Genomic DNA, 20,950 nt, shown 5'->3' with positions numbered 1-20,950 from the left:
CTATCGGTCTCATGGCTACGGAAGACGCGGTGCGTGAAGCACTGGCGACGGTGAACGACCCCGAGATCCACCGACCCATTACCGAGTTGGGGATGGTCAAATCGGTAGATATCTCCCCTGATGGGGTGGTAGCGGTCACCGTGTACCTCACGGTCTCCGGTTGCCCGATGCGCGAGACCATCACGAAGAACGTGACCGACGCGGTCGCCGCGGTCGAGGGCGTCACGCACGTCGACGTCACCCTCGACGTGATGAGCGACGAGCAGCGCAAGGAGCTGGCCTCCGCGCTGCGCGGCGGCACCGCCGAGCGCGAGGTCCCCTTCGCCAAGCCCGGCTCCCTGACCCGTGTCTACGCGGTCGCGTCCGGCAAGGGCGGCGTCGGCAAGTCCTCGGTGACGGTGAACCTCGCGGCCGCGATGGCGGCGGACGGCCTGAAGGTCGGCGTCGTGGACGCGGACATCTACGGCCACTCCGTGCCCCGGATGCTGGGTGCGGACGGCAAGCCGACCCAGGTCGAGGACATGATCATGCCGCCGTCGGCGCACGGCGTGAAGGTCATCTCGATCGGCATGTTCACGCCGGGCAACGCCCCGGTCGTATGGCGCGGCCCGATGCTCCACCGCGCCCTCCAGCAGTTCCTGGCCGACGTCTACTGGGGCGACCTGGACGTCCTGCTCCTCGACCTGCCGCCGGGCACGGGCGACATCGCGATCTCCGTCGCCCAGCTCGTCCCGAACGCCGAGATCCTCGTCGTGACGACGCCCCAGCAGGCGGCGGCCGAGGTCGCCGAGCGCGCGGGCTCCATCGCCGTGCAGACCCACCAGAAGATCGTCGGCGTCGTCGAGAACATGGCGGGCCTTCCCTGCCCGCACTGCGGCGAGATGGTCGACGTCTTCGGCGCGGGGGGCGGCCAGCGCGTCGCCGAGGGCCTCACGAAGACCACGGGCACGAACGTCCCGGTCCTCGGCTCCATCCCGATCGACGTCCGCCTGCGCGAGGGCGGCGACGAGGGCAAGCCGGTCGTGCTGACCGACCCGGACTCCCCCGCGGGCTCGGCGCTCCGCACGATCGCGGGCAAGCTGGGCGGCCGTCAGCGCGGCCTCGCTGGCATGACCCTCGGGATCACCCCGCGCAACAAGTTCTGAGGCTCTTCCCCGGCCTTCTGCCGTACGCCGATGGGGGCGCCGCTCGTCATGAGCGGCGCCCCCATCGGCGTACGTGCGCGGCGGCCGGGCTGGTCGGCCGCGTAGGGGACTAACCGGCCGCGTACTCGTGGATGTCCTTGACCACCGAGAAGCCCAGGCCGTACGCGCTCATGCCGCGCCCGTAGGCGCCCAGGTGGACGCCTTCCTCGGTGGACCCGGCGAGCACCCAGCCGAACTCGGACTCGCGGTAGTGGAACGAGGTCGGCACTCCGTCCACCGGGAGCGAGAGCGTCGACCAGTCCTCGCCCTGCAGATCGTCCGCGAGGACCCAGGCGGTCTCGGTCTGCTGGTCCACCCAGTCGTCACGCAGGCTGTGGTCCATCTGGCTGGGCCAGGTGAAGGACAGCAGACCCATTCCGGCGAGCCAGGCCGCGGACGACACCGACGTCGCCTCCAGCAGGCCCGTGCCGTCCGGGCTGCGGCGCACCGGGTTGGCCGCGACGGTCACCACGACCGCGAAGCGCTCCTTGTCGCTGTTCCCGAAGGGTCCGTCACTCCGTACCGACGGCTCATCGCCGTGCCCGATGGAGCCGTGCTCCACCGCGCCGTCCGCGGCGTTGCCGACCTGCATCAGCCAGCGCTCGCCCGTGAAGGCCTCGTCCAGGCCGTACCAGGGGAAGGGTGCCAGCAGATAGCTGTCGACCGTGCGCCGGGCGGAGGGCATCGCTTCTGCGGTGCCGCCCGCGGCCGGCGCCTGTGCGCCTACGCGACTTGTCGTCTCCATGTACCCGGCCGCCTCCTCGTTCTCATCGGTCCGCAGGGCCCGCCCCCCTCGGGCGTCCTCAGCCGGACAACAAGGCAGGATAGCCACACCCGTTCCGGAACCTGGGACGCCGGTGGGCAGATGGGTGTCTCGCGGGGCGTGCTCCGGGGTCTGCCGGGGGGCGTACCGGGGGTCTCTCGGAGGAGGCCAGGCGCTGGTCAGCCGGAGGTGAGGCGGAGGTCAGGCGCGGGTCAGGTGGCGTCCGCGTCGAACGGCGGGTGGTCGGCGGGCGCGGCCCTCTCGGGCTTCTTGGCCATGTCGACAGGACCGACATGCCCGTCCTTCTTGACCATGTCGATGCGGCCCCCGGAGGTGGCGCCGGACGTGCTGCCCGAGCCTTCGCCCTCGGCGGATTCGCTTTCCCGCCCGTTCACGGCGTCCGTGACCTCGGCCATCTCCTTCTTCAGGTCGAAGCCGTTCCGGATTTCCTTCAGGCCGAGCTCGTCGTTGTCGAGCTGCTTGCGGATGAAGGTCTTCGGATTCAGGTCCTCGAACTCGAAGTCCTTGAATTCCGGGCCGAGTTCACTGCGGATATCCGCCTTGGCGCTGTCCGAGAATTCACGGATCTTACGGATGGTCCGCGAGGCGTCCTGAATCAGCTTGGGCAGCTTGTCCGGGCCGAAAACGAGCACGGCGAGGATGATCAGCGCCACTACCTCGAGCGGGCCAATGTCTGAGAACACCTTGAGCTCCTTGCCATCCGGACCGGGTCCACGGTACCCGGCGTTCCTGTCCGTCCGGTAGCCGCTGGGCGACAGACGTGGATCAGTTCCCGTCCGACGCGCCAAGCACGAGCGTCACTTTCCGGTCCTTTCCTGCTCGCTGGACGGTCAGTTCAAGGCGGTCCTTGGGGCGGTGGGCGCGAATCTTGACGATGAGTTCGTCGCCGGAGTGGATGCGCTGGCCGTCCACTTCGGTGATGACGTCGCCCGGCTTGATGCCCGCGCGGTCTCCGGGGCCGCCCGCGTTCACCGCGGGGCCGCCGTCCTTGCCCTTCTCGCCGACGCGGGCGCCGTCACCCGTGTACTCCATGTCGAGAGTGACACCGATCACAGGGTGCGTGGCCTTGCCGGTGTTGATCAGCTCTTCGGCTACGCGCTTGCCCTGGTTGATGGGGATGGCGAAGCCGAGGCCGATGGAACCCGACTGGCCACCGCCTGGCTCCGAGCTGTCGTCGGCCGAGCGGATGGCGCTGTTGATGCCGATGACGCGGGCCTGCGAGTCGACCAGTGGGCCGCCGGAGTTGCCGGGGTTGATGGGTGCGTCGGTCTGGAGGGCGTCGACGTAGCTGACGTCGCTGCCGTCACCCTTCTCGCCGCCGGCCGTGATGGGGCGCTCCTTGGCGCTGATGATGCCGGAGGTGACGGTGTTGGCGAGGTCGAAGGGGGCGCCTATGGCGACGACCGGGTCGCCCACCTGCACGTTCTCCGAGTTGCCGAGAGGCAGCGGCTTCAGTCCGCGCACGCCGGAGACCTTGACCACGGCGAGGTCGTACCCGGCGTCGCGGCCGATGACCTCCGCCTTGGCGGTCTCGCCGCCGCTGAAGGTCACCGATATCTCGCCGCCGGTCCCGGCGGGCTCGACCACGTGGTTGTTGGTGAGGATGTGACCCTTGCCGTCCAGCACGAAGCCGGTGCCGGTGCCCTGCGCCTCGTCGCCGCTGACGTGCAGGGTCACGACGCCGGGCAGCGAGCTCGCGGCGATCCCGGCGACGCTGTCCTTGGCCCGGTCCTTGCCCTCCTGGGAGTCCGCCTGCGGCAGCTCGATGTCCGAGACCCCTGCGTTCCGCTCGATGTAGGCCCCGAGGGCTCCCCCCAGACCACCGGCGACGAGGGTGATGACCGCGATCCCGATCAGGATGATCCGCCGCGCCCGCTTCTTCTGCTTGTCCTTGTCGACGGGAACGGCACCGCTCTGCTGCAGGGGCGCGTTCCAGGGGTCGTAGGACTGACGGGGCGGGGCGACGGCTTGGGGCTGCTGGTGGGCCTGCTCGTGAGCTTGCTGGTGGGCCTGCTGCGGGTCGGGCAGGGGGTGTCCTTGCGGTTGCGGCTGTGGTGCCGGGTGGGCCTGCGGTGGCGGTGCCGGGTGGGCCGCCTGGTGCGGCTGCGGTGCCGGGGGCCCCTGCGGCTGCGGCTGCGCGGCGACGCCTTGCGGGGGCGTGGGGTACGGGGTGCCGTGGGGCGGGGTTCCGCCGTGATGCGCCGCCGGGAGCCGGGTGCCGCGGGCAGGGGTCGCCGCCGGGTGCTGTACGGGCGGGGCCGGGGCCCAGGGACCGGGCTCACCGTAGGGCGGGGTGCTGTACGGATCGGGGTCGTGCAGCGGGCGGGGGCGGTCGGCGGGGGCGCTGGGAGCCGTAGCCGCGTCGGTCGGAGGCGCGGTGCCGGTGCCGGTCCGGGGCTCGGTCACGGACGGCGTTGACTCCGGCGCTGCCCCAAGCGGCGTGGCCGCACCAGTGGCGGCGTCCGCGGTGGGGTAGCTCGGAGCCGAAGCGTTCCGAGCCGGGTGATCAGCCGCGACGGCTGCGGGCGCGACCGGAGCCACACCGGCATCTTCCGGAACACCCGGAGCCGTAGCCACGTCGGTCGGAGGCGCGGTGCCGGTGCCGGTCCGGGGCTCGGTCACGGACGGCGTTGACTCCGGCGCTGCCCCAAGCGGCGTGGCCGCAGCGGTGGCCGCGTCGGTCGGCGTGGGTGCGAGCGGAGTCGCCGCGGCCAGGGTGAAGTCCCCGGAGGCGTCTTCCGCTCGCCCGGCGGTGCCTGGCGCCTCGTCCCCGGTGGCACCCGTCGCCGCGTCGGCGCCGCCCCGCTCCGGCCCCGTTCCGTCAGGCGCGGAGCCCGACCTGGGGCGGCTCCACCACTTCGCCTTCGTGGGCTTGCCCTCGTCCATGCTCTCCCCACACCTGGCCTACGGCGGACGCCGATCACGTGCTCAACTCCGCGCCCGCCACAAGCCTTGGGCAGGCACGGCCCACCGAGGATTCAACCAGGTTCCCGCGCCGAAGCGCAGAGCACGTCAGCGTATCTGCGAAGTGCCCTGCAGGGTGCCTTCGGCGGGCGAGGACGCCGCGGTGCGCGCCGGGTCCACCCCGCCGCCCGAAGCCACGCCGTCCGAAGCCGACCCGCCCAGCGTCGGCACGGTGCCCGCTGGAGACATGCCGCCCCGCACGACGGACGGGACCGGCCGGATCAGCGGGGACATGATCGCCGCTCCGGTCAGCATCGGCGCCGCGACCTGATGCAGGGCGGCCACCGGCTCGGGCTGCTGGACACGAGGGCCCCGCGCGGGCACTCCGGGCAGCAGGGGCCCGGTCGCCTGCGTCGGCGCGACGGGCGCCGCGAGGACCCCGGGCCGCGGGCCCTGAGCCGACAGCGGTCCACTGCCACGGCGCCGGACGGAATCGGGAGCCGCGGTGACACCCGCGCCCGGCGACCGCATCGGCGACGCACTGCTCTTGTTGCCGCCCGAGGTGTTGCTGCCCGAGCTGTTGCTCGTGCCCGAACCCGCACGCGGGTCACCGGGGTCGGCGGGAACGCCCGTCGTGACGCCGCCCAGCGCTATCGCGGCCAACGACACCGCACCCGCGGCGGCGAAGGCGAACCGCCGTCCCCGCCACAGCGACCGCTCGGCCTCGGCACGGCCGACGTCGCGGCGGTCCACGTCATGGATGTGGAAACCGCGCCCCGAACCCGGCAGCACCGCGGCGTGACTGCCCGACGGCGCGTAGCCGAAGGTCTCGGGGCGCACGCCGAAGACTCCGCTCGGCGGCAGCCCTGACTCACTCTCCGCGGTGGCGAAGCCGCCGCTTCCAGGGGGTCTGGGGCCGGAGGGAGGCTCACTGCCACCGCCGGGAAGGCCTTGCAGGCGGGCGAGGAAACTCTCGGAGGGAGGCGGCGGTGCCACCTCGGCGAAGACACTCTTGAGCCGGCGCTGCGCGTCGGCCTCGGTCTTGCACTTCGGACAGGTCGCGAGATGAGCGAGAACCCGCTCACGCGCGTCATGGCCCAACTCACCGTCCACCAGGGCGGCGAGTCGGTCCCCCAGATGCTGCTCGGCCAGATGCCGCTCGGCAGGATTCGACCGTGATCCACTCACGCGGTCGCGCCCCCTCCTCCCAGCGCCACGGCTCCTGCGAGCGAGCGGCGCTCGGCGCGGGCTTCGGGCGACCGGTGCTGAAGGGCCTTGCGCAACTGCGAGCGGCCACGGTGGATACGGCTGCGGACCGTGCCCAGCTTGACGCCCAGAGTCGCGGCGATCTCCTCGTAACTGAGACCTTCGATGTCGCACAGGACCACTGCCGCGCGGAACTCGGGCGCGAGGGTGTCGAGCGCCTGCTGCACGTCCGCGTCGAAGTGCGTGTCGTTGAAGACCTGCTGCGGCGACGGCTCACGGCTGGGGAGGCGCTCGGCCGCGTCGTCCCCGAGGGCGTCGAAACGGATGCGCTGCTTTCGGCGCACCATGTCCAGGAAGAGGTTCGTGGTGATGCGGTGCAGCCAGCCCTCGAACGTGCCGGGCGTGTAGGTCGACAGGGACCGGAAGACACGGACGAAGACCTCTTGCGTGAGGTCTTCGGCGTCGTGCTGATTACCGGTCAGGCGATACGCGAGGCGATAGACGCGTCCGCTGTGCGTGCTGACGATCTCCTCCCAGGTGGGCGGAGTCCACGCCTGCGATTCCGCGTCAGCGGCAAAGGTCGCGGTCTGAGCGGAGTGGGCGGTGTGGAATCGGTCAGCGGTGTCGGTCACGGATTTCGGCTCACCCGCCAACCCGAGAAAGCGCCTCAGCGCTCCTCCCCGATCCGCGGACGCAGCCGCACCTCCCCTGTCGGCTCTGGTGGTGTCCAGTGGAGCCCCTACCATAACCACCTCGACCGTTAGCTCCGGATAAGCGTTTTTACTGGAATTTGGTACGGGGTTCCTGCCAGGTGTCCTGCCTGGTCGAAGGGCCCGCAGCCAGTCTTGATCCATTCGTTACCCCCGGCGTCCGCCTACCCCTACTAAACGCCCGGTCCCATCTGCGGGTTCCCGCCCCCAACGGATACAGTCACGGCCAGGCATCCACGGGGACAGGAGAGGGCCATTACCGGCAACCGGCAGACGAGCTGGGCGTTCGCCGACGCCTTTGTCGCCGAGGACGAGGCCACACGCTGGGCCCGTGACCGGGCCCAGGACGCGGGGCTGCCCTCGGTGTCTCCCGGTACCGGCGCCACGCTGCGCATGCTGGCCGCCACGGCGGACGCCAAGGCCGTCGCCGAGATCGGGACGGGCACGGGCGTGTCCGGGCTCCACCTGCTGCACGGCATGCGACCCGACGGCGTCCTGACCACCGTCGACCCCGAGCCCGAGCGCCAGCAGTTCGCCCGGGACGCCTTCCGCGCCGCCGGATTCGCGGGCAACCGCGCGCGGTTCATCCCCGGCCGCGCACTCGACGTACTGCCGCGCCTCGCGGACGGCGGCTACGACCTCGTGTTCTGCGACGGCGACCGCACGGAGTACCTGGACTACCTCGCTGAATCGTTGCGCCTGCTGCGCCCCGGCGGGCTCGTCTGCTTCGAGGGCGCCTTCTCCGACGGCCGGACGGTGGACTCCGGTCCGCAGCCCGTCGAGGTGCTGCGCATCCGTGAACTCCTGCGCACCGTGCGCGAGAGCCAGGACCTGATGCCGGCGCTCCTGCCGGTGGGCGACGGCCTGCTCTGCGCCGTCAAACGCTGAACGCCCAGCGCCGAACACCCCCGCACAAACCCCGGACATAGCACTGCCCCGGCACGTCGTTACGATGCCGGGGCAGTGAAAAAGTGTGGGCGCTTCCGCGTCAGCCGACGACCTTCTTCAGGGCGTCGCCGAGTGCATCGGCCTCGTCCGGAGTCAGTTCGACGACAAGTCGTCCGCCGCCTTCGAGCGGAACGCGCATGACGATGCCCCGCCCCTCCTTGGTCACCTCGAGCGGGCCGTCGCCCGTCCGCGGCTTCATGGCCGCCATGCTCGTTCCCCTTCCTGAAACCAGCTCATCGCAGCCGACAACCCAGGTGTCACCGGCATCGAACACATTGCTTCCAGGCCATTATCCCGCATGGCAGGACCCGATGACCAACATCGGTCTGCATCGCTTGCGCAACGCGCGCCCGCAAAACCACTCAATTCGGCGATGTGGCTGCGATACTGCGCCGCCTCTCACGCCTGAGCGGCCGGGATTCCTTTGACGCAGGTCACATATCTCCCCTCATGTCGAAGCCCGATGATCTCCGTCATGCTGGGCTCGGACAAAGATGACCGGCGCAGGACCACTGGAGGGGATTCACCATGGCCGACACCGTGCTCTACGAGGTGAGCGACGGGCTCGCGACCATCACGCTCAACCGCCCCGAGGCGATGAACGCGATGAACATCGAGGCCAAGGTCGCTCTGCGGGAGGCGGTGCGATCGGCCGAGTCGGACCCCGCGGTCCGTGCCGTGCTGCTCACCGCGACCGGGCGTGCCTTCTGTGTGGGGCAGGACCTGAAGGAACACGTCGGTTCCCTCATGGCGGACCGCGCCGCGGGCACCGGACAGACGATGAGCACGGTGCGGGAGCACTACAACCCCGTCCTGCGCGCGCTGACGGGGATGGCCAAGCCGGTCGTCGCGGGCGTCAACGGCGTCGCGGCCGGGGCGGGCCTCGGCTTCGCGCTCGCCGCCGACTACCGGATCGTCGCGGACACCGCGCGGTTCAACACGTCCTTCGCCGGGGTCGCGCTGACCGCCGACTCGGGCGTCTCCTGGACGCTCCAGCGCCTGATCGGGCCCGGCCGCGCCGCCGACCTCCTGCTGTTCCCGCGCAACATCGGCGCACAGGAGGCGTACGACCTGGGCATCGCCAACAAGGTCGTCCCGGAGGCCGAGTTGGCCGCCGAGGCCCTGAAGCTGGCCCGCACCCTGGCCGAGGGTCCCACCCTCGCCTACGGGGCCCTCAAGGAGTCGCTCGCCTACGCGGCGGGCCACACCCTGGAGGAGTCCCTGGAGAAGGAGGACGAGCTCCAGGCGAAGGCGGGCGCCTCCGAGGACCACGCGATCGCCGTCCAGGCGTTCCTCGACAAGGCGAAGCCCAAGTACCTCGGCCGTTAGGGCCCTAGGACCGGCCGCCCCGGGGGATGCGGATCACGCAGTCCTCCAGGTGGTCGTCCACCAGGCCGCAGGCCTGCATCAGGGCGTACGCCGTGGTGGGGCCGACGAATCGGATGCCGCGCTTCTTCAGGGCCTTGGACAGGGCCGTGGACTCGGGGGTGATCGCCGGTACGTCGGCCAGCGCGCCGGGGGGCTTGCGGGACGCCGGGTCCGGCGCATGCGACCAGATGAGTTCGTCGAGCTCGCCCTCGGACCAGTCGGCGAGCACGCGCGCGTTGGCGAGGGTCGCGTCGACCTTGGCGCGGTTGCGGATGATGCCGGGGTCGGCGAGGAGGCGCTCGCGGTCGGCCTCCGTGAACCGTGCGACCTCGGCGATCCGGAATCCGGCGAAGGCGGCGCGGAAGCCCTCGCGGCGGCGCAGGATCGTGATCCAGGAGAGGCCCGACTGGAAGGCTTCCAGGCACAGCCGTTCGTACAGGGCGTCGTCCCCGTGGACCGGGCGGCCCCACTCCTCGTCGTGGTACGCCACGTAATCCTCGGTCGACAGGCCCCAGGGGCAGCGCAGTCTGCCGTCCGGGCCCGCCACGGCATCGCCGCTCATCGGTCGCCCTCCTCTTCGGCCGTGTTCTTCGGGGCCTTCGGGGCCGCCTGGTCCTGGGGCATGGCCGGGGCGTGGGTCTTGAGGAGGCCCGGGCCGCCGACCGCGGTGGCCTGGGCGCCCGCGAGGGCCGCCTCCAGCTCCGCGATGTGGGCGTCACGCTCGGCGAGTTCGGCGGCGACGCGGCCGAGCGCGTCGTCCACGTCCGCCATGCGATAGCCCCGCACGGTCAGCGGAAAACGCAGCGCTTCCACGTCGGCGCGGCGCAGGGCGCGATCCGGCGGCAGCGGGTCGGCGAACCGCTCGGCCGGCACGTCGGGCAGCGCGGCGCGCTCCCCGCCGCCCACCACGGCCAGGGACACCGCGCCGACCACCACGACAAGGGCGATGACCAGGAACAAGAACAAGACCATCTCTTCAGGCCCCCACGCTCGACTGCCGTGCTCACACTGTCAGGGTCTGATCGTGCCATGCGCCTGTGACAGTTAAGGTCGCAGGCGGCCGAACCACGGCACCGACGAAGGAGGCTCACCGGGGATGCTCAGGCTTGGCAGGCGTGAATTCGACGCGCACGAGCCGGTGATCATGGCGATCGTGAACCGGACCCCTGACTCCTTCTACGACCAGGGCGCCACGTTCCGCGACGAGCCCGCGCTCGCACGCGTGGAGCAGGCGGTGTCGGAGGGCGCTGCCATCATCGACATCGGCGGGGTCAAGGCCGGCCCTGGCGAGGAGGTGACGGCCGAGGAGGAGGCGCGGCGGACGGTCGGCTTCGTCGCCGACGTGCGCAAGCGGTTCCCCGATGTCGTCATCAGCGTCGACACGTGGCGGCACGAGGTCGGCGAGGCGGTCTGCGAGGCGGGCGCGGACCTCCTGAACGACGCGTGGGGCGGGGTCGACCCCCGGCTCGCGGAGGTGGCCGCGCGGTACGGCGTGGGTCTGGTGTGCACGCACGCGGGTGGCGCCGAGCCGCGGACCCGCCCCCACCGCCTCGTGTACGAGGACGTCATGGCCGACATCCTCTCGGTCACCCTCGGCCTCGCCGAGCGCGCGGTCGCGCTCGGGGTGCCGCGTGAGTCCGTGATGATCGATCCCGGGCACGACTTCGGGAAGAACACGCGGCATTCGCTGGAGGCGACGCGGCGGCTCGGGGAGATGGTGGACACGGGATGGCCCGTCCTCGTCTCCCTGTCCAACAAGGACTTCGTCGGCGAGACGCTCGACAAGCCGGTCAAGGAGCGGGTGCTCGGGACGCTGGCCACGACGGCGGTGTCGGCCTGGCTGGGGGCGCAGGTGTACCGGGTGCACGAGGTCGCCGAGACGCGGCAGGTCCTGGACATGGTCGCCACCATCGCCGGGCACCGGGAACCGGCCGTGGCCCGGCGAGGGCTGGCTTAGCGGCAGAGGAGCGGACGCCGGGCTCGCTGAAGAGCGCCCACCCGCCGGAAGCGCCCCGCCCTAGCGGCCGACTTCCTTGGTGACCAGGGCGACCGCCTCGTCCACGTCGTCCGTGACGTGGAAGAGGTGCAGGTCGTGCTCCGACGCCTTGCCGCCCGCCACCACCGTGTCGCGCAGCCAGTCGACGAGGCCGCCCCAGTACGCCGAGCCGAAGAGGACGATCGGGAAGCGGGTCACCTTGCGGGTCTGGACGAGGGTGAGGGCCTCGAAGAGCTCGTCCATGGTGCCGAGGCCGCCGGGCAGGACCACGAAGCCCTGGGCGTACTTCACGAACATGGTCTTCCGCACGAAGAAATAGCGGAAGTTGACGCCGATGTCGACGTGCTCGTTCAGGCCCTGTTCGAAGGGCAGCTCGATGCCGAGGCCGACGGAGACGCCCTTGGCCTCCCGCGCGCCCCTGTTGGCCGCCTCCATGGCGCCGGGGCCGCCTCCGGTGATCACGGCGAAGCCCGCGTCGACGAGCGCCTTGCCGATGCGGATGCCCGCCTCGTACTCCAGCGAGTCGACCGGTGTGCGTGCCGAGCCGAAGACGCTGATGGCGTTGGGGAGTTCGGCGAGCGCGCCGAAGCCTTCGACGAACTCCGACTGGATGCGCATCACCCGCCAGGGGTCGGTGTGCACCCACTCCGATCCGGACTCGGCGCCGGTGTCGAGGAGCCGCTGGTCGGTGGTGCCCGGGGTGATCTGCTCACGCCGCCGCACCACGGGCCCCAAGTGCTGCTCGTCCCGCGGGCCCTGCCCTTCTGGACTACCCATGAACATCCCCTTCCACTGACGGTCTTGCTCGACGTGCCACTTCAGCGTAGGTCTACGGGCGTTACAGACGACGCATCCTTGCGGGAACTCAGGATGTCAGCCAGGCGCTCAGCCGCTTCTCCGCCTCCGGGATGAGGGAGGCCCGCACCCGCTCGTCGATCTTGTGGGCGAGCAGCGGGTTCCCAGGGCTGTAGTTCACGGCGGGCACGCCGAGCGCGCTGAAGCGGGAGACGTCGGTCCAGCCGAACTTGGGCTGTGCCCGGCCGCCGACCGCCGCCATGAAGGCCGCGGCGGCCGGGTGGTCCAGACCAGGGCGCGCGCCGCCCGTGTGGTCGTCCACGATGAACTCGTCGATCTCGCAGTCGGCGAAGTAGTCGCGTACGAAGGCGAGTGCCTCTTCCTCGCTGCGGTCCGGCGCGTAGCGGAAGTTGACGACGACGGTGCACTCGTCGGGGATGACGTTGGTCGCGACGCCGCCCTCGACGCGTACGGCGTTGAGGCCCTCGTGGAACTGCAGGCCGTCGACGACCGGCTTGCGCGGCTCGTACGCGGCGAGCTTCGCGAGGATCGGCGCGGCCTTGTGGACGGCGTTCGAGCCCATCCACGCGCGCGCGGAGTGCGCGCGCGTGCCCTTCGTCTTCAACAGGACCCGCAGGGTCCCCTGGCAGCCTCCCTCGACCTGGTTGTCCGTCGGCTCCAGGAGGATCGCGAAGTCACCCGCGAGCCAGTCGGGGTGGGCCTCGGCGACGTGGCCGAGGCCGTTGAGGTGCGCGGCGACCTCTTCGTTGTCGTAGAAGACGAAGGTGAGGTCGCGGTTCGGTTCGGTCACGGTCTGCGCGATGCGCAGCTGGACGGCGACGCCCGACTTCATGTCGCAGGTGCCGCAGCCCCACAGGACGCCGTCCTCGTCCAGGCGGGACGGCACGTTGTCCGCGATCGGGACCGTGTCGATGTGCCCGGCGAGGATCACGCGCTCGGCCCGGCCCAGGTTCGTGCGGGCCACCACGTTGTTGCCGTGCCGGTCGACCGTGAGGTGCGGCAGGCCGCGCAGAGCCGTCTCGATCGCGTCCGCGAGGGCCTTCTCCTGGCCGCTCGGCGACGGGAAGTCGACCAGCTGGGCGGTGAGCGCGGCGGCGTCGAGCGTGAGGTCGAGCGACGCGTCGTGTGAGGTCTGAGCCATGGTGGCGACCCTAACGCCCCTCGGCGCGCCGCCCTGTCGGTGGCCTCCAGTACCTTGGGTCGCGTGCCTGAGCCCCCCACCCTCGTCCGGCGCGGCCGCCTCCTCCGTATCGGGGCCGCCGTCGCGGTCCTGCTCGCGCTCGTGGGCTATGTGATCGTGCAGTACGTCTTCGGGGGCAAGGCCGCGCCACGCTGCCAGGTCGTCTCGGGCGACGGCGACGGGGCGAGTTACGAGTTCGGCGCCGAGCAGGCGCAGAACGCGGCGACGGTCGCCGCCGTGGGCACCTCCCGCGGCATGCCGGAGCGCGCGGTCACCATCGCCCTGGCGACGGCCCTGCAGGAGTCGGGTCTGCGCAACATCAGCCATGGCGACCGGGACTCGCTCGGCCTCTTCCAGCAGCGGCCCTCGCAGGGGTGGGGCGACGAGAAACAGATCATGGACCCGGCGTACTCGGCGGCGCGTTTCTACGACCACCTGAAGGACGTCCCCGGCTATTCACGGCTCCCCCTGACCGTCGCCGCCCAGCGCGTGCAGCGCAGCGGCTATCCCCAGGCGTACGCGAAGCACGAGCCGGACGCCGTGCTGCTCGCCGCCGCCCTGACCGGCCGTGCCCCCGCCACCCTCACCTGCGAGGGCCGCACGGCCGACGAACCGGGCGACCCGGCGAAGGTGCGGGCCGCCCTGGCCCGTGACTTCGGTCGCGAGGTGGCGCCGCGGGGCGGCAGCGGCGACACCCTCACCGTGCCGGTGAGCTCCACGGCGGGAGGCGCGGGGCGCGGCGGCGAGCAGCGGGGTTGGGAGCTCGCGCACTGGGCGGTGGCCCAGGCGTCCGCGCTCGGCATCGAGCGCGTCTCGTACGGCGGCCGGGAGTGGAGAGCCGAGGACTCCGGGAAGGAATGGCGCAAGCCGGGCAAGGCGGTCGCGACAGGCACGGATGAGCGGCGCACGGACACCGGAACGGGCACGGGCGACGTCCGAATCGTCCTTGGTCACTAGTACGGCGGGTCACTCGACCGAGTCACGCTGATCACTTACCGGCGATGCGCCGCCCAGAGGTTCGCCGTCCACCCCCGCATCCGTCGAACCCCTTGCGAGCGCAGGGCATTGACGTTTCAGCAGCCTCGCATGATCTGATCCTTTTGCCCGTTTTTACCCACAGCCGATTATGCGATGCATTGCCAATTCTTTACGTTGCGCCACCGCAACCTTCGAGGGCTTCGAGCGGTAGTCACTGCGTCCGAACGCCGGGCCCCATCCGGCCGGACACCCAACGTTCTCTCCCGTCTGAAGGAGCACCATGTCCCTCCCCCTGACCCGCCGGATCGCCCGTGCCGCGCTGCTCGTCGCAGCGGGGGCGGCTCCCGTGGTCGGTGCGGCCGGCTCCGCAAGCGCCGCCGAGCTTCCGGCCACCCCCGACCTGGGCGGTGTGACCGCCCTGGACGGTGCCGGTCTGGGCAACACCGTCGACGGCGCGGCTCGGAGCACCACCGGTCTCGCGGGTGAGACCGGCAGCAAGGCCGTCAAGAAGGGCGTACCGACCGCGGGCAAGGTCGTCGGATCGAGCGCCAAGACCGCGACTCCCGTCGCGCAGAAGGCCGCGGGCGACCTCGCGGGCAACGCCGGTGACGTGGTCGGCGAGACCGCGGGCACGGCCACCGAGAGCGGCCTGCCGACCGACACCGTCGGCGAGGGCCTGCCGACGGACGCGGTCACCAAGGGCGGTCTGCCCACCGACCAGCTCCCCGTCAAGAGCCTGCCGCTCGGCTGACCGCCGCGCACCTGAAAGGAGGGCCCGGAGCCACTGGCTCCGGGCCCTCCTCACGCGTCGGGGCCACCGCACGCCTCACCCGTCCCGCTGCGCCTCGACGAGGGCCTCCCCCGCCGCCGTGCGGAAGTACAGCACCGACCGTCCCGTACGCCGTCTGCGCACGAGCCCCGCGTCCAGCAGCACGCGCAGGTGGCGGCCGACCGAGCCGAGCCCCTGCCCCGTCAGGGATCCAGCGCGTCCGCTCACCGAGCGCGGCCCGCACCAGCGACGCGAGGCCCGGGTCGGCGGCCAGCCGCTCGCGGTAGGCGGGCAGATGGGCGTCGAGCCAACCGCGCTCCCCCGGGTGCGTGGCCGTGCGCCGCTCCAGGGAGAAGAGGCTCGCGGTCGCCTCGGCCAGCGGCGAGACGACGAAGCGGCTGCCCGCGAGGGTGTCCGCGTTGATCTGCCACCAGCCCATGCCGCCGCCTGTCCCCCGGGCACCTTTCGCCGCCGCGCGAAACATTAACTCCCGCGCGCGGAGCCCCCGAAGACTCCCCGCATGCGTACCTACCGCGAACTCTTCCGCGCCCCGGAGTTCACCCCGTTCTTCCTGACCGCCTCTTTCCTCGCGGCGGCCCAGACGGTGAGCGGCCTGGCCCTGGGCACGCTGATCTACGACAGGACCGGCTCGCCGCTGCTCTCCTCGCTCGGCATGTTCGGCCCCGCGCTCGCGCAGGTCGTGGGCGCCGCCTTCCTGCTGTCGGCGGCCGACCGGCTGCCGCCGCGCGGTGCGACGGCCGGCCTCGCGCTGTTCTTCGCCCTGGCGACCGCCGCTCAGGCACTCCCCGGTCTGCCGCTGTGGGCCACGTTCGCGCTGCTCCTGGCGCTCGGGAGCCTGGCCTCGCTCGGCGGCGGGGTGCGCTACGGACTGCTCAACGAGATCCTCTCCAGGCAGGGTTACCTCATCGGACGTTCAGTGATCAACATGTCGAGCGGCACGATGCAGATCTGCGGCTATGGGCTCGGCGGCGCCCTGGTCGCCGTGTTCTCGCCGCGCGGCACGCTGCTCGCCGGCGCCGCGCTGTATCTGGCCGCCGCGATCGCCGCGCGCGTCGGGCTCACCTGCAGGGCACCACGCGCCGCCGGACGCCCCTCGATCGGCGCGACCTGGCGTACGAACGCGCTGCTGTGGTCGTCCCGGCCGCGCCGCTCGGTCTATCTCGCGCTGTGGGTGCCCAATGGCCTGATCGTGGGGTGCGAGTCGCTCTACGTGCCGTTCGCCCCCGAACGCGCGGGGCTCCTGTTCGCCTTCGCCGCGTTCGGGATGCTCGCGGGGGACGTGCTGGCCGGGCGGTTCCTGTCGCGCCGGTGGCGGGAGCGGCTCGGGGCGCCGCTGCGGCTGCTGCTCGCCCTCCCGTATCTCGTCTTCGTCCTGCGGCCCGGACTACCCCTCGCGCTCATGGCGGTGACGCTCGCCTCGGTCGGGTTCTCGGCGGGCCTGCTGCTTCAGGAGCAACTCATGGCTCTGACACCGGACGAGTTGAGCGGGCACGCGCTCGGCCTGCACACGTCCGGGATGCTCACGATGCAGGGGGTGGGCGCCGCGCTCGGGGGCGGCATCGCCCAGCTGACGTCGGCTCCGGCCGCCATGACCGTCCTCGCCATGGCGTCCGTCGCCGTCACGCTCGCCCTCGCCCCAGGGCTGCGGTCAGCGGCTCAGGCGAGCCGCTCGACCGCCGCGGCCACCCGCTCGTCCGACGCCGTGAGCGCCACGCGGACGAAGCGGTCTCCCGCCGGGCCGTAGAAGTCGCCCGGTGCCACCAGGATGCCGAGCCGCGCGAGGTGCCCGACCGTGTCCCAGCAGGACTCGTCGCGGGTCACCCAGAGGTAGAGGCTCGCCTCGCTGTGCTCGATGCGGAAGCCGTGCTTCAGGAGGGCGTCGCGCAGGGCGGTGCGGCGGGCCGCGTACCGCTCACGCTGCTCGTGGACGTGCTGGTCGTCGCCGAGGGCGGCGACGACCGCCGCCTGCGTCGGCGCGGACGTCATCATGCCGCCGTGCTTGCGGATCTGCAGCAGGGCACCGAGAACGCCCGCGTCACCGGCGATGAACGCCGCGCGGTAGCCCGCGAGGTTGGACCGCTTGGAGAGCGAGTGAACGGCGACGATCCCCTCGAACGAGCCACCGCACACATCCGGGTGCAGGACCGAGACCGGCTCCGCCTCCCAGCCGAGCTCCAGATAGCACTCGTCGCTCACGAGGAGCACGCCGTGCTCGCGCGCCCAGGCGACGGTGCGGGTCAGCTCCTCCTTGGACAGGACGCGGCCGGTGGGGTTCGACGGCGAATTGAGCCAGAGGAGCTTGAGGTCCGTCGGGTCCAGCTCGGTCGGGTCGTCGTAGGAGACGTACCGCGCGCGAGCCAGGCGCGCGCCCACCTCGTACGTCGGGTAGGCGAGGCGCGGGTAGGCGACGACGTCACCGGGGCCGAGGCCCAGCTGTGTCGGGAGCCACGCCACCAGTTCCTTGGAGCCCACGACCGGCAGCACGTTGTGGTCCGTGACGCCGCGCGCGCCGAGGCGCCGCTCGCACCAGCCGGTGATCGCGTCACGCAGCTCGGGCGTGCCCCACACCGTCGGGTAGCCCGGCGAGTTCGCCGCCGCGACCAGCGCTTTCTGGATCAGCTCCGGGACCGGGTCGACCGGGGTGCCCACCGACAGGTCGACGATGCCGTCGGGGTGGGCGGCCGCCGTGGCCTTGTACGGCTCGAGCTTGTCCCAGGGGAAGGCGGGAAGGCGGCCGGAGAGACCGGAGACTACGGACACGTGCTGACTCCCGTACTGCGTGTACGTCCTGCGTGGATGGACAAATGCCTCGGTCCCGTACAGCGACACATGCCGTACGGGACCGGGGCGGCGCTTCAAGCTGCCGTTACTGGTTCTGCGGCGGCAATGCGGCGATGAAGGGGTGGTCGCGCTCGATCAGGCCGAGCTTGCTGGCACCACCGGGCGATCCGAGCTCGTCGAAGAACTCGACGTTCGCCTTGTAGTAGTCCTTCCACTCTTCCGGGGTGTCGTCCTCGTAGAAGATCGCCTCGACCGGGCAGACCGGTTCGCAGGCTCCACAGTCGACACATTCGTCCGGGTGGATGTACAAGGACCGGGAGCCCTCGTAAATGCAGTCGACCGGGCACTCTTCGATGCACGCCTTGTCCTTGACGTCGACACAAGGCTGCGCGATGACGTAGGTCACGCTGTCGTTCCTCCTCGATACGGGCGTTGGCGGGCCGTCTTCAGGCTCCGCTCGCCTGGCGCGCGGGAGCGCGGCGTCGTCGATGCCCGCCTCTAGTATCTCCGTTCCCGGGCATGATCCGAACAGGAGGGGCGTACAGAGCTGTGGAATTCACTGCGGGCGGACGGCTTGAGGTCCGCATCACCCCAGCTGACGTGGGCAAACGAGTGTCGGTACGCCGCCTGAACGAAGGGCCCGGGACGGACGCCAAGTTCACTGACACGGTGGGTGTTCTCACATCGTGGAATGATGGTGTGGTACTGATCACACGCCGGGACGGTGAGCGTGTCCGGATCGTGGAGAGTGCTCTGGTCGCGGGCAAGGTGGTCCCCTCCGCCCCGGCCCGCAGGCGCGGCCCCGCGGCCTCGTACAAGGAGCTGGCGCGGGTGACCGCGCGCGCCTGGCCGCCGGTCGAGAGCGAGCCGCTCGGCGAGTGGGAGCTGCGGGCGGCGGGCGGATTCACCCGGCGGGCCAACTCGGTGCTGCCGACGGGCGATCCGGGACGGCCGCTGGACGAGGCCCTCGCGTACGTACGTCAGTGGTACGCGGCGCGGGAGCTGCCCGCGTACATCCAGACCGCGACCGGGGCCGAGGGCACCCAGGAGCTGCTCTGCGCCGAGCTGGAGGAGCGGGGATGGGAGCGCGAGGTGAGTGCCGAGCTCCACATCGGTGCTCTCGCGCCCCTCGGCGACCTGGACGCGCCCGGAGCAGGGGCGGAACAGGTGCTTGTCTCGCGCTCCTTCGACGAGGCGTGGCTGCGGCGGTACAAGCGATCCGGAGTCCCGGGCCCCCATGTGCTCAAGGTGCTGGCGGGCGGCCCCTCGGTGTGGTTCGCTTCCGTGCCCGGAGCCTCTTTTGGCGCGGGGCCCGCCGCGATCGGGCGGTGTGTCGTGGACGGACGCTGGGCGGGATTCATGGCGGTCGAGGTGGATCCGGCGCACCGCAGGCGGGGACTGGCGACGGCGGTGATGGCAGCGCTGTCCCGGCAGGCGCTCGCCGAAGGCGCTTCGGCGGCCTGGCTGCAGGTCGAGGACGACAACGAGGGTGCGCGGGCGCTGTACGGCGGTCTTGGCTTCGCCGCGCACCACACGTACCACCACTATCGATACCCGTCGGCTCGGTAGCTCCTACCGGTCGGCTCGGTGAGTAAGGCACGAGGCACGCATGCACGAGGAGTCAAGGACGGCCGCGTCGCGGCGGCGGTTCGCCGATGAGGCCAGGGCCGAGCGGCCCGACCTGTCCCTGCTGTGCCTCCTGCTGAGCGCGGAGGCCGATCCGGAGCTCGGTGACGACGGCATCGACGCGGCCCAGATCGAGCTCGACCGGCTCGCCGGGCAGCTGCCCTACCGCCCCGGCGGGGCGCGGGAGTGGGCGGCCGCCCTCGCCGAACTGCTGGGCGCGCGTTGCGGGTTCATGGGAACGCCCGCCGACTACCAGCGCCTGGAGTCCTCCCTGCTGCACGAGGTGCTGCGGCGCCGCCGCGGCCTTCCGATCCTGCTCTCGGTGGTGTGGATCGAGGTGGCCCGCCGGGCGGGCGCGCCGGTCTACGGCGTCGCGCTGCCCGGTCACTTCGTGGTCGGCTTCGGCACCCGTGAGGAGCAGGTGCTCACCGATCCGTTCGCCGGCGGGCGGCTGCTCACGGGCGCGGACGCGGAGCTGCTCGTCGCCGGGTCCTCGGGCGCCACCGTGTCCGCCTCGATGCTGACACCGGCCGATCCGCTCAACATCGTGCTGCGCATCCTCAACAACATCCGGGCGTGGGCGGCGGCCCGGCCCGAGCGCTCGGACGTCGCGCTCTGGGCGGTCGAGCTCTCCCTGCTGCTGCCCGCACACCCGGCGCGGCTGCGCTACGAGCGAGCCCAACTCCTCGTCCAGCGCGGGGACTTCCTCGCGGGGGCGGCGGAGCTGGAGGAGTACGCCGACGTGGTGACGACGGTGGAGCCGACCACGGCGGACCGGGTGCGGGACCAGGCGCGGGCCGCGCGGGCCATGCTCAACTGACCCTGCCCGGCCGGCCGACGTCCCACGCGTGGGCGTAACGCCCCGGCGCGATGCCCACCACCCGCTTGAAGTGCCGGGTGAGGTGCGACTGGTCGTAGAAACCGGCGGCGGTCGCCACCTCTCCCGGCGGCCGGCCCGCCAGGAGGAGCCGGCGGGCGCGGTCGACGCGGCGGGACATCAGGTACTGGTGCGGCGCGATGCCGTAGGCCCCGCTGAAGGCGCGTACGAGATGGGTGGGGTGGGCGTGGACCAGGCGTGCCGCCTCGGCAAGGGTCACGCCCTCAAGCAGCCGCTCGTCGAGGAGGTCACGGAGGTCCCGCGCGACGCCCCGACCGGTCCCACCGGGGGCGCCGGTGGTGATCCTGGGGCGCAGGTGGGCGCGCAGCCGCTCGCCGATCAGGGCCAGGCGGCTCTCGGCCTCCAGCTCGTCGCCCCGGCGCGCCAGGGCCGTGTGCAGCCGGCCCACGCGGGTGCGCAGGACGGGGTCGACCAGGTCGGGGCCGTCCACCGCGGGGCCGATGAAGCTCGCGTCCAGCTGTGTCATGTCCAGGTAGAGCACGCGCTTCCGGAAGCCGTCGGGGGTGGCGGGTGAGCCGTTGTGCGGGACGTGGGGCGGGAGCAGCGAGACGGTGTCGCCCGGGGTGCCGTGCTCGTGGCGGTCCAGGTCGTAGCGGACGGCTCCGTCGTCCACGATCAGCAGGGTCCACGCGTCGTGGACGTGCATCGGGTACGCGTGCTCGGTGAAGTGGGCGTGGAAGACCTCCACGACACCCGCGACCGGCGGGCGCCATGCGGATATCTCCTGCCGGGCCACCATGCAAAGAACGTACAAGACGTGGTGGCGGTCCACTCGGCAGTC

The 20,950-nt window shown here is 71.7% G+C and carries 23 protein-coding genes and 1 pseudogene; 9 read left to right on the top strand and 15 right to left on the bottom strand.

Annotation, left to right across the window (positions count from 1 at the left end; genetic code table 11):
• The first annotated feature begins 11 nt into the window (after nucleotides 1-11).
• Complete coding sequence (locus AB0I94_RS05140) at nucleotides 12-1,145, top strand: Mrp/NBP35 family ATP-binding protein (RefSeq protein ID WP_363308028.1); 1,134 nt, start codon at nucleotides 12-14, stop codon at nucleotides 1,143-1,145.
• 109 nt (nucleotides 1,146-1,254) lie between these two features.
• On the opposite strand, the gene AB0I94_RS05135 is transcribed toward AB0I94_RS05140, so the two are convergent.
• From AB0I94_RS05135 to sigE, 5 genes are all read right to left on the bottom strand, one after another.
• Nucleotides 1,255-1,929, bottom strand: a complete 675-nt coding sequence (locus AB0I94_RS05135; protein ID WP_363308027.1) for a hypothetical protein — start codon at nucleotides 1,927-1,929, stop codon at nucleotides 1,255-1,257.
• Between the two features lie 230 nt (nucleotides 1,930-2,159).
• Complete coding sequence (locus AB0I94_RS05130) at nucleotides 2,160-2,651, bottom strand: sec-independent translocase (RefSeq protein WP_363308026.1); 492 nt, start codon at nucleotides 2,649-2,651, stop codon at nucleotides 2,160-2,162.
• Nucleotides 2,652-2,733: 82 nt separating this feature from the next.
• Nucleotides 2,734-4,854 (bottom strand): trypsin-like peptidase domain-containing protein, encoded by a 2,121-nt coding sequence (locus AB0I94_RS05125; protein WP_363308025.1) that lies wholly within the window; start codon nucleotides 4,852-4,854, stop codon nucleotides 2,734-2,736.
• Between the two features lie 126 nt (nucleotides 4,855-4,980).
• Nucleotides 4,981-6,060 carry a zf-HC2 domain-containing protein gene (locus tag AB0I94_RS05120; RefSeq protein ID WP_363308024.1) on the bottom strand — a complete coding sequence of 360 codons (1,080 nt, stop codon included), beginning with the start codon at nucleotides 6,058-6,060 and terminating at the stop codon, nucleotides 4,981-4,983.
• Nucleotides 6,057-6,824 (bottom strand): RNA polymerase sigma factor SigE, encoded by a 768-nt coding sequence (gene sigE, locus AB0I94_RS05115; RefSeq protein ID WP_363308023.1) that lies wholly within the window; start codon nucleotides 6,822-6,824, stop codon nucleotides 6,057-6,059. The genes AB0I94_RS05120 and sigE overlap by 4 nt, the downstream gene beginning before the upstream one ends.
• A 153-nt stretch (nucleotides 6,825-6,977) precedes the next feature.
• Between sigE and AB0I94_RS05110 the strand changes: the two genes are divergently transcribed.
• On the top strand, nucleotides 6,978-7,676 hold the full coding sequence (locus AB0I94_RS05110; RefSeq protein ID WP_363308301.1) for an O-methyltransferase: 699 nt from the start codon (nucleotides 6,978-6,980) through the stop codon (nucleotides 7,674-7,676).
• A gap of 100 nt (nucleotides 7,677-7,776) precedes the next feature.
• On the opposite strand, the gene AB0I94_RS05105 is transcribed toward AB0I94_RS05110, so the two are convergent.
• Nucleotides 7,777-7,944, bottom strand: a complete 168-nt coding sequence (locus AB0I94_RS05105; protein ID WP_003966491.1) for a DUF3117 domain-containing protein — start codon at nucleotides 7,942-7,944, stop codon at nucleotides 7,777-7,779.
• Nucleotides 7,945-8,264: 320 nt separating this feature from the next.
• On the opposite strand from AB0I94_RS05105, the gene AB0I94_RS05100 reads away from it, so the two are divergent.
• Nucleotides 8,265-9,065, top strand: coding sequence for an enoyl-CoA hydratase-related protein (locus AB0I94_RS05100; RefSeq protein ID WP_363308022.1), 801 nt, complete (start codon nucleotides 8,265-8,267; stop codon nucleotides 9,063-9,065).
• A gap of 4 nt (nucleotides 9,066-9,069) precedes the next feature.
• Here AB0I94_RS05100 and AB0I94_RS05095 read toward each other — a convergent pair whose 3' ends face one another.
• The gene (locus AB0I94_RS05095; protein ID WP_363308021.1) at nucleotides 9,070-9,666 is read right to left on the bottom strand and encodes a DNA-3-methyladenine glycosylase I; all 597 of its coding nucleotides are present in this window, start codon (nucleotides 9,664-9,666) and stop codon (nucleotides 9,070-9,072) included.
• Nucleotides 9,663-10,076, bottom strand: a complete 414-nt coding sequence (locus tag AB0I94_RS05090) for a DivIVA domain-containing protein (protein WP_363308020.1) — start codon at nucleotides 10,074-10,076, stop codon at nucleotides 9,663-9,665. The genes AB0I94_RS05095 and AB0I94_RS05090 overlap by 4 nt, the downstream gene beginning before the upstream one ends.
• A 124-nt stretch (nucleotides 10,077-10,200) precedes the next feature.
• Between AB0I94_RS05090 and folP the strand changes: the two genes are divergently transcribed.
• A complete protein-coding gene (gene folP, locus AB0I94_RS05085) occupies nucleotides 10,201-11,061 on the top strand; it encodes a dihydropteroate synthase (RefSeq protein ID WP_363308019.1) in 861 nt (286 codons plus the stop codon).
• Between the two features lie 60 nt (nucleotides 11,062-11,121).
• On the opposite strand, the gene AB0I94_RS05080 is transcribed toward folP, so the two are convergent.
• Both AB0I94_RS05080 and dapE read right to left on the bottom strand, forming a co-directional pair.
• On the bottom strand, nucleotides 11,122-11,877 hold the full coding sequence (locus tag AB0I94_RS05080) for a TIGR00730 family Rossman fold protein (protein WP_363308018.1): 756 nt from the start codon (nucleotides 11,875-11,877) through the stop codon (nucleotides 11,122-11,124).
• Between the two features lie 88 nt (nucleotides 11,878-11,965).
• The gene (gene dapE, locus AB0I94_RS05075; protein ID WP_363308017.1) at nucleotides 11,966-13,057 is read right to left on the bottom strand and encodes a succinyl-diaminopimelate desuccinylase; all 1,092 of its coding nucleotides are present in this window, start codon (nucleotides 13,055-13,057) and stop codon (nucleotides 11,966-11,968) included.
• Between the two features lie 63 nt (nucleotides 13,058-13,120).
• Here dapE and AB0I94_RS05070 point away from each other — a divergent pair, with 63 nt between their 5' ends.
• A complete protein-coding gene (locus AB0I94_RS05070) occupies nucleotides 13,121-14,053 on the top strand; it encodes a heavy metal transporter (RefSeq protein WP_363308016.1) in 933 nt (310 codons plus the stop codon).
• A gap of 301 nt (nucleotides 14,054-14,354) precedes the next feature.
• The gene (locus AB0I94_RS05065) at nucleotides 14,355-14,825 is read left to right on the top strand and encodes an ATP-binding protein (protein ID WP_363308015.1); all 471 of its coding nucleotides are present in this window, start codon (nucleotides 14,355-14,357) and stop codon (nucleotides 14,823-14,825) included.
• Between the two features lie 75 nt (nucleotides 14,826-14,900).
• On the opposite strand, the gene AB0I94_RS05060 is transcribed toward AB0I94_RS05065, so the two are convergent.
• Both AB0I94_RS05060 and AB0I94_RS05055 read right to left on the bottom strand, forming a co-directional pair.
• Entirely contained in the window at nucleotides 14,901-15,071 is a 171-nt protein-coding gene (locus AB0I94_RS05060) for a helix-turn-helix domain-containing protein (protein ID WP_363308324.1), read from the bottom strand.
• Nucleotides 15,070-15,282: pseudogene (locus AB0I94_RS05055) on the bottom strand (transcriptional regulator); the annotation flags it as partial. The gene AB0I94_RS05060 and the pseudogene AB0I94_RS05055, both read right to left, overlap by 2 nt.
• 81 nt (nucleotides 15,283-15,363) lie before the next feature.
• On the opposite strand from AB0I94_RS05055, the gene AB0I94_RS05050 reads away from it, so the two are divergent.
• Nucleotides 15,364-16,608, top strand: coding sequence for an MFS transporter (locus tag AB0I94_RS05050; RefSeq protein WP_363308014.1), 1,245 nt, complete (start codon nucleotides 15,364-15,366; stop codon nucleotides 16,606-16,608).
• Here AB0I94_RS05050 and AB0I94_RS05045 read toward each other — a convergent pair.
• Both AB0I94_RS05045 and fdxA read right to left on the bottom strand, forming a co-directional pair.
• A complete protein-coding gene (locus tag AB0I94_RS05045; RefSeq protein WP_363308013.1) occupies nucleotides 16,521-17,624 on the bottom strand; it encodes a bifunctional succinyldiaminopimelate transaminase/glutamate-prephenate aminotransferase in 1,104 nt (367 codons plus the stop codon). The two genes, AB0I94_RS05050 and AB0I94_RS05045, sit on opposite strands and share 88 nt — an antisense overlap.
• Nucleotides 17,625-17,730: 106 nt before the next feature.
• Complete coding sequence (gene fdxA / locus AB0I94_RS05040) at nucleotides 17,731-18,051, bottom strand: ferredoxin (RefSeq protein ID WP_018089397.1); 321 nt, start codon at nucleotides 18,049-18,051, stop codon at nucleotides 17,731-17,733.
• A 143-nt stretch (nucleotides 18,052-18,194) separates the two neighbouring features.
• Here fdxA and AB0I94_RS05035 point away from each other — a divergent pair, with 143 nt between their 5' ends.
• On the top strand, nucleotides 18,195-19,214 hold the full coding sequence (locus tag AB0I94_RS05035; RefSeq protein ID WP_363308012.1) for a GNAT family N-acetyltransferase: 1,020 nt from the start codon (nucleotides 18,195-18,197) through the stop codon (nucleotides 19,212-19,214).
• A 40-nt stretch (nucleotides 19,215-19,254) separates the two neighbouring features.
• Nucleotides 19,255-20,091 (top strand): transglutaminase-like domain-containing protein, encoded by an 837-nt coding sequence (locus AB0I94_RS05030; protein WP_363308011.1) that lies wholly within the window; start codon nucleotides 19,255-19,257, stop codon nucleotides 20,089-20,091.
• On the opposite strand, the gene AB0I94_RS05025 is transcribed toward AB0I94_RS05030, so the two are convergent.
• Nucleotides 20,084-20,908: an AraC family transcriptional regulator gene (locus AB0I94_RS05025; protein WP_363308010.1), complete on the bottom strand. Its 825-nt coding sequence runs from the start codon at nucleotides 20,906-20,908 to the stop codon at nucleotides 20,084-20,086. The two genes, AB0I94_RS05030 and AB0I94_RS05025, sit on opposite strands and share 8 nt — an antisense overlap.
• Nucleotides 20,909-20,950 lie beyond the last annotated feature (42 nt).

This window comes from Streptomyces sp. NPDC050147 (assembly GCF_040660195.1).
In the GTDB taxonomy this organism is placed as follows: Bacteria; Actinomycetota; Actinomycetes; order Streptomycetales; family Streptomycetaceae; genus Streptomyces.
This window is presented reverse-complemented; position numbering and strand designations above follow the sequence as displayed.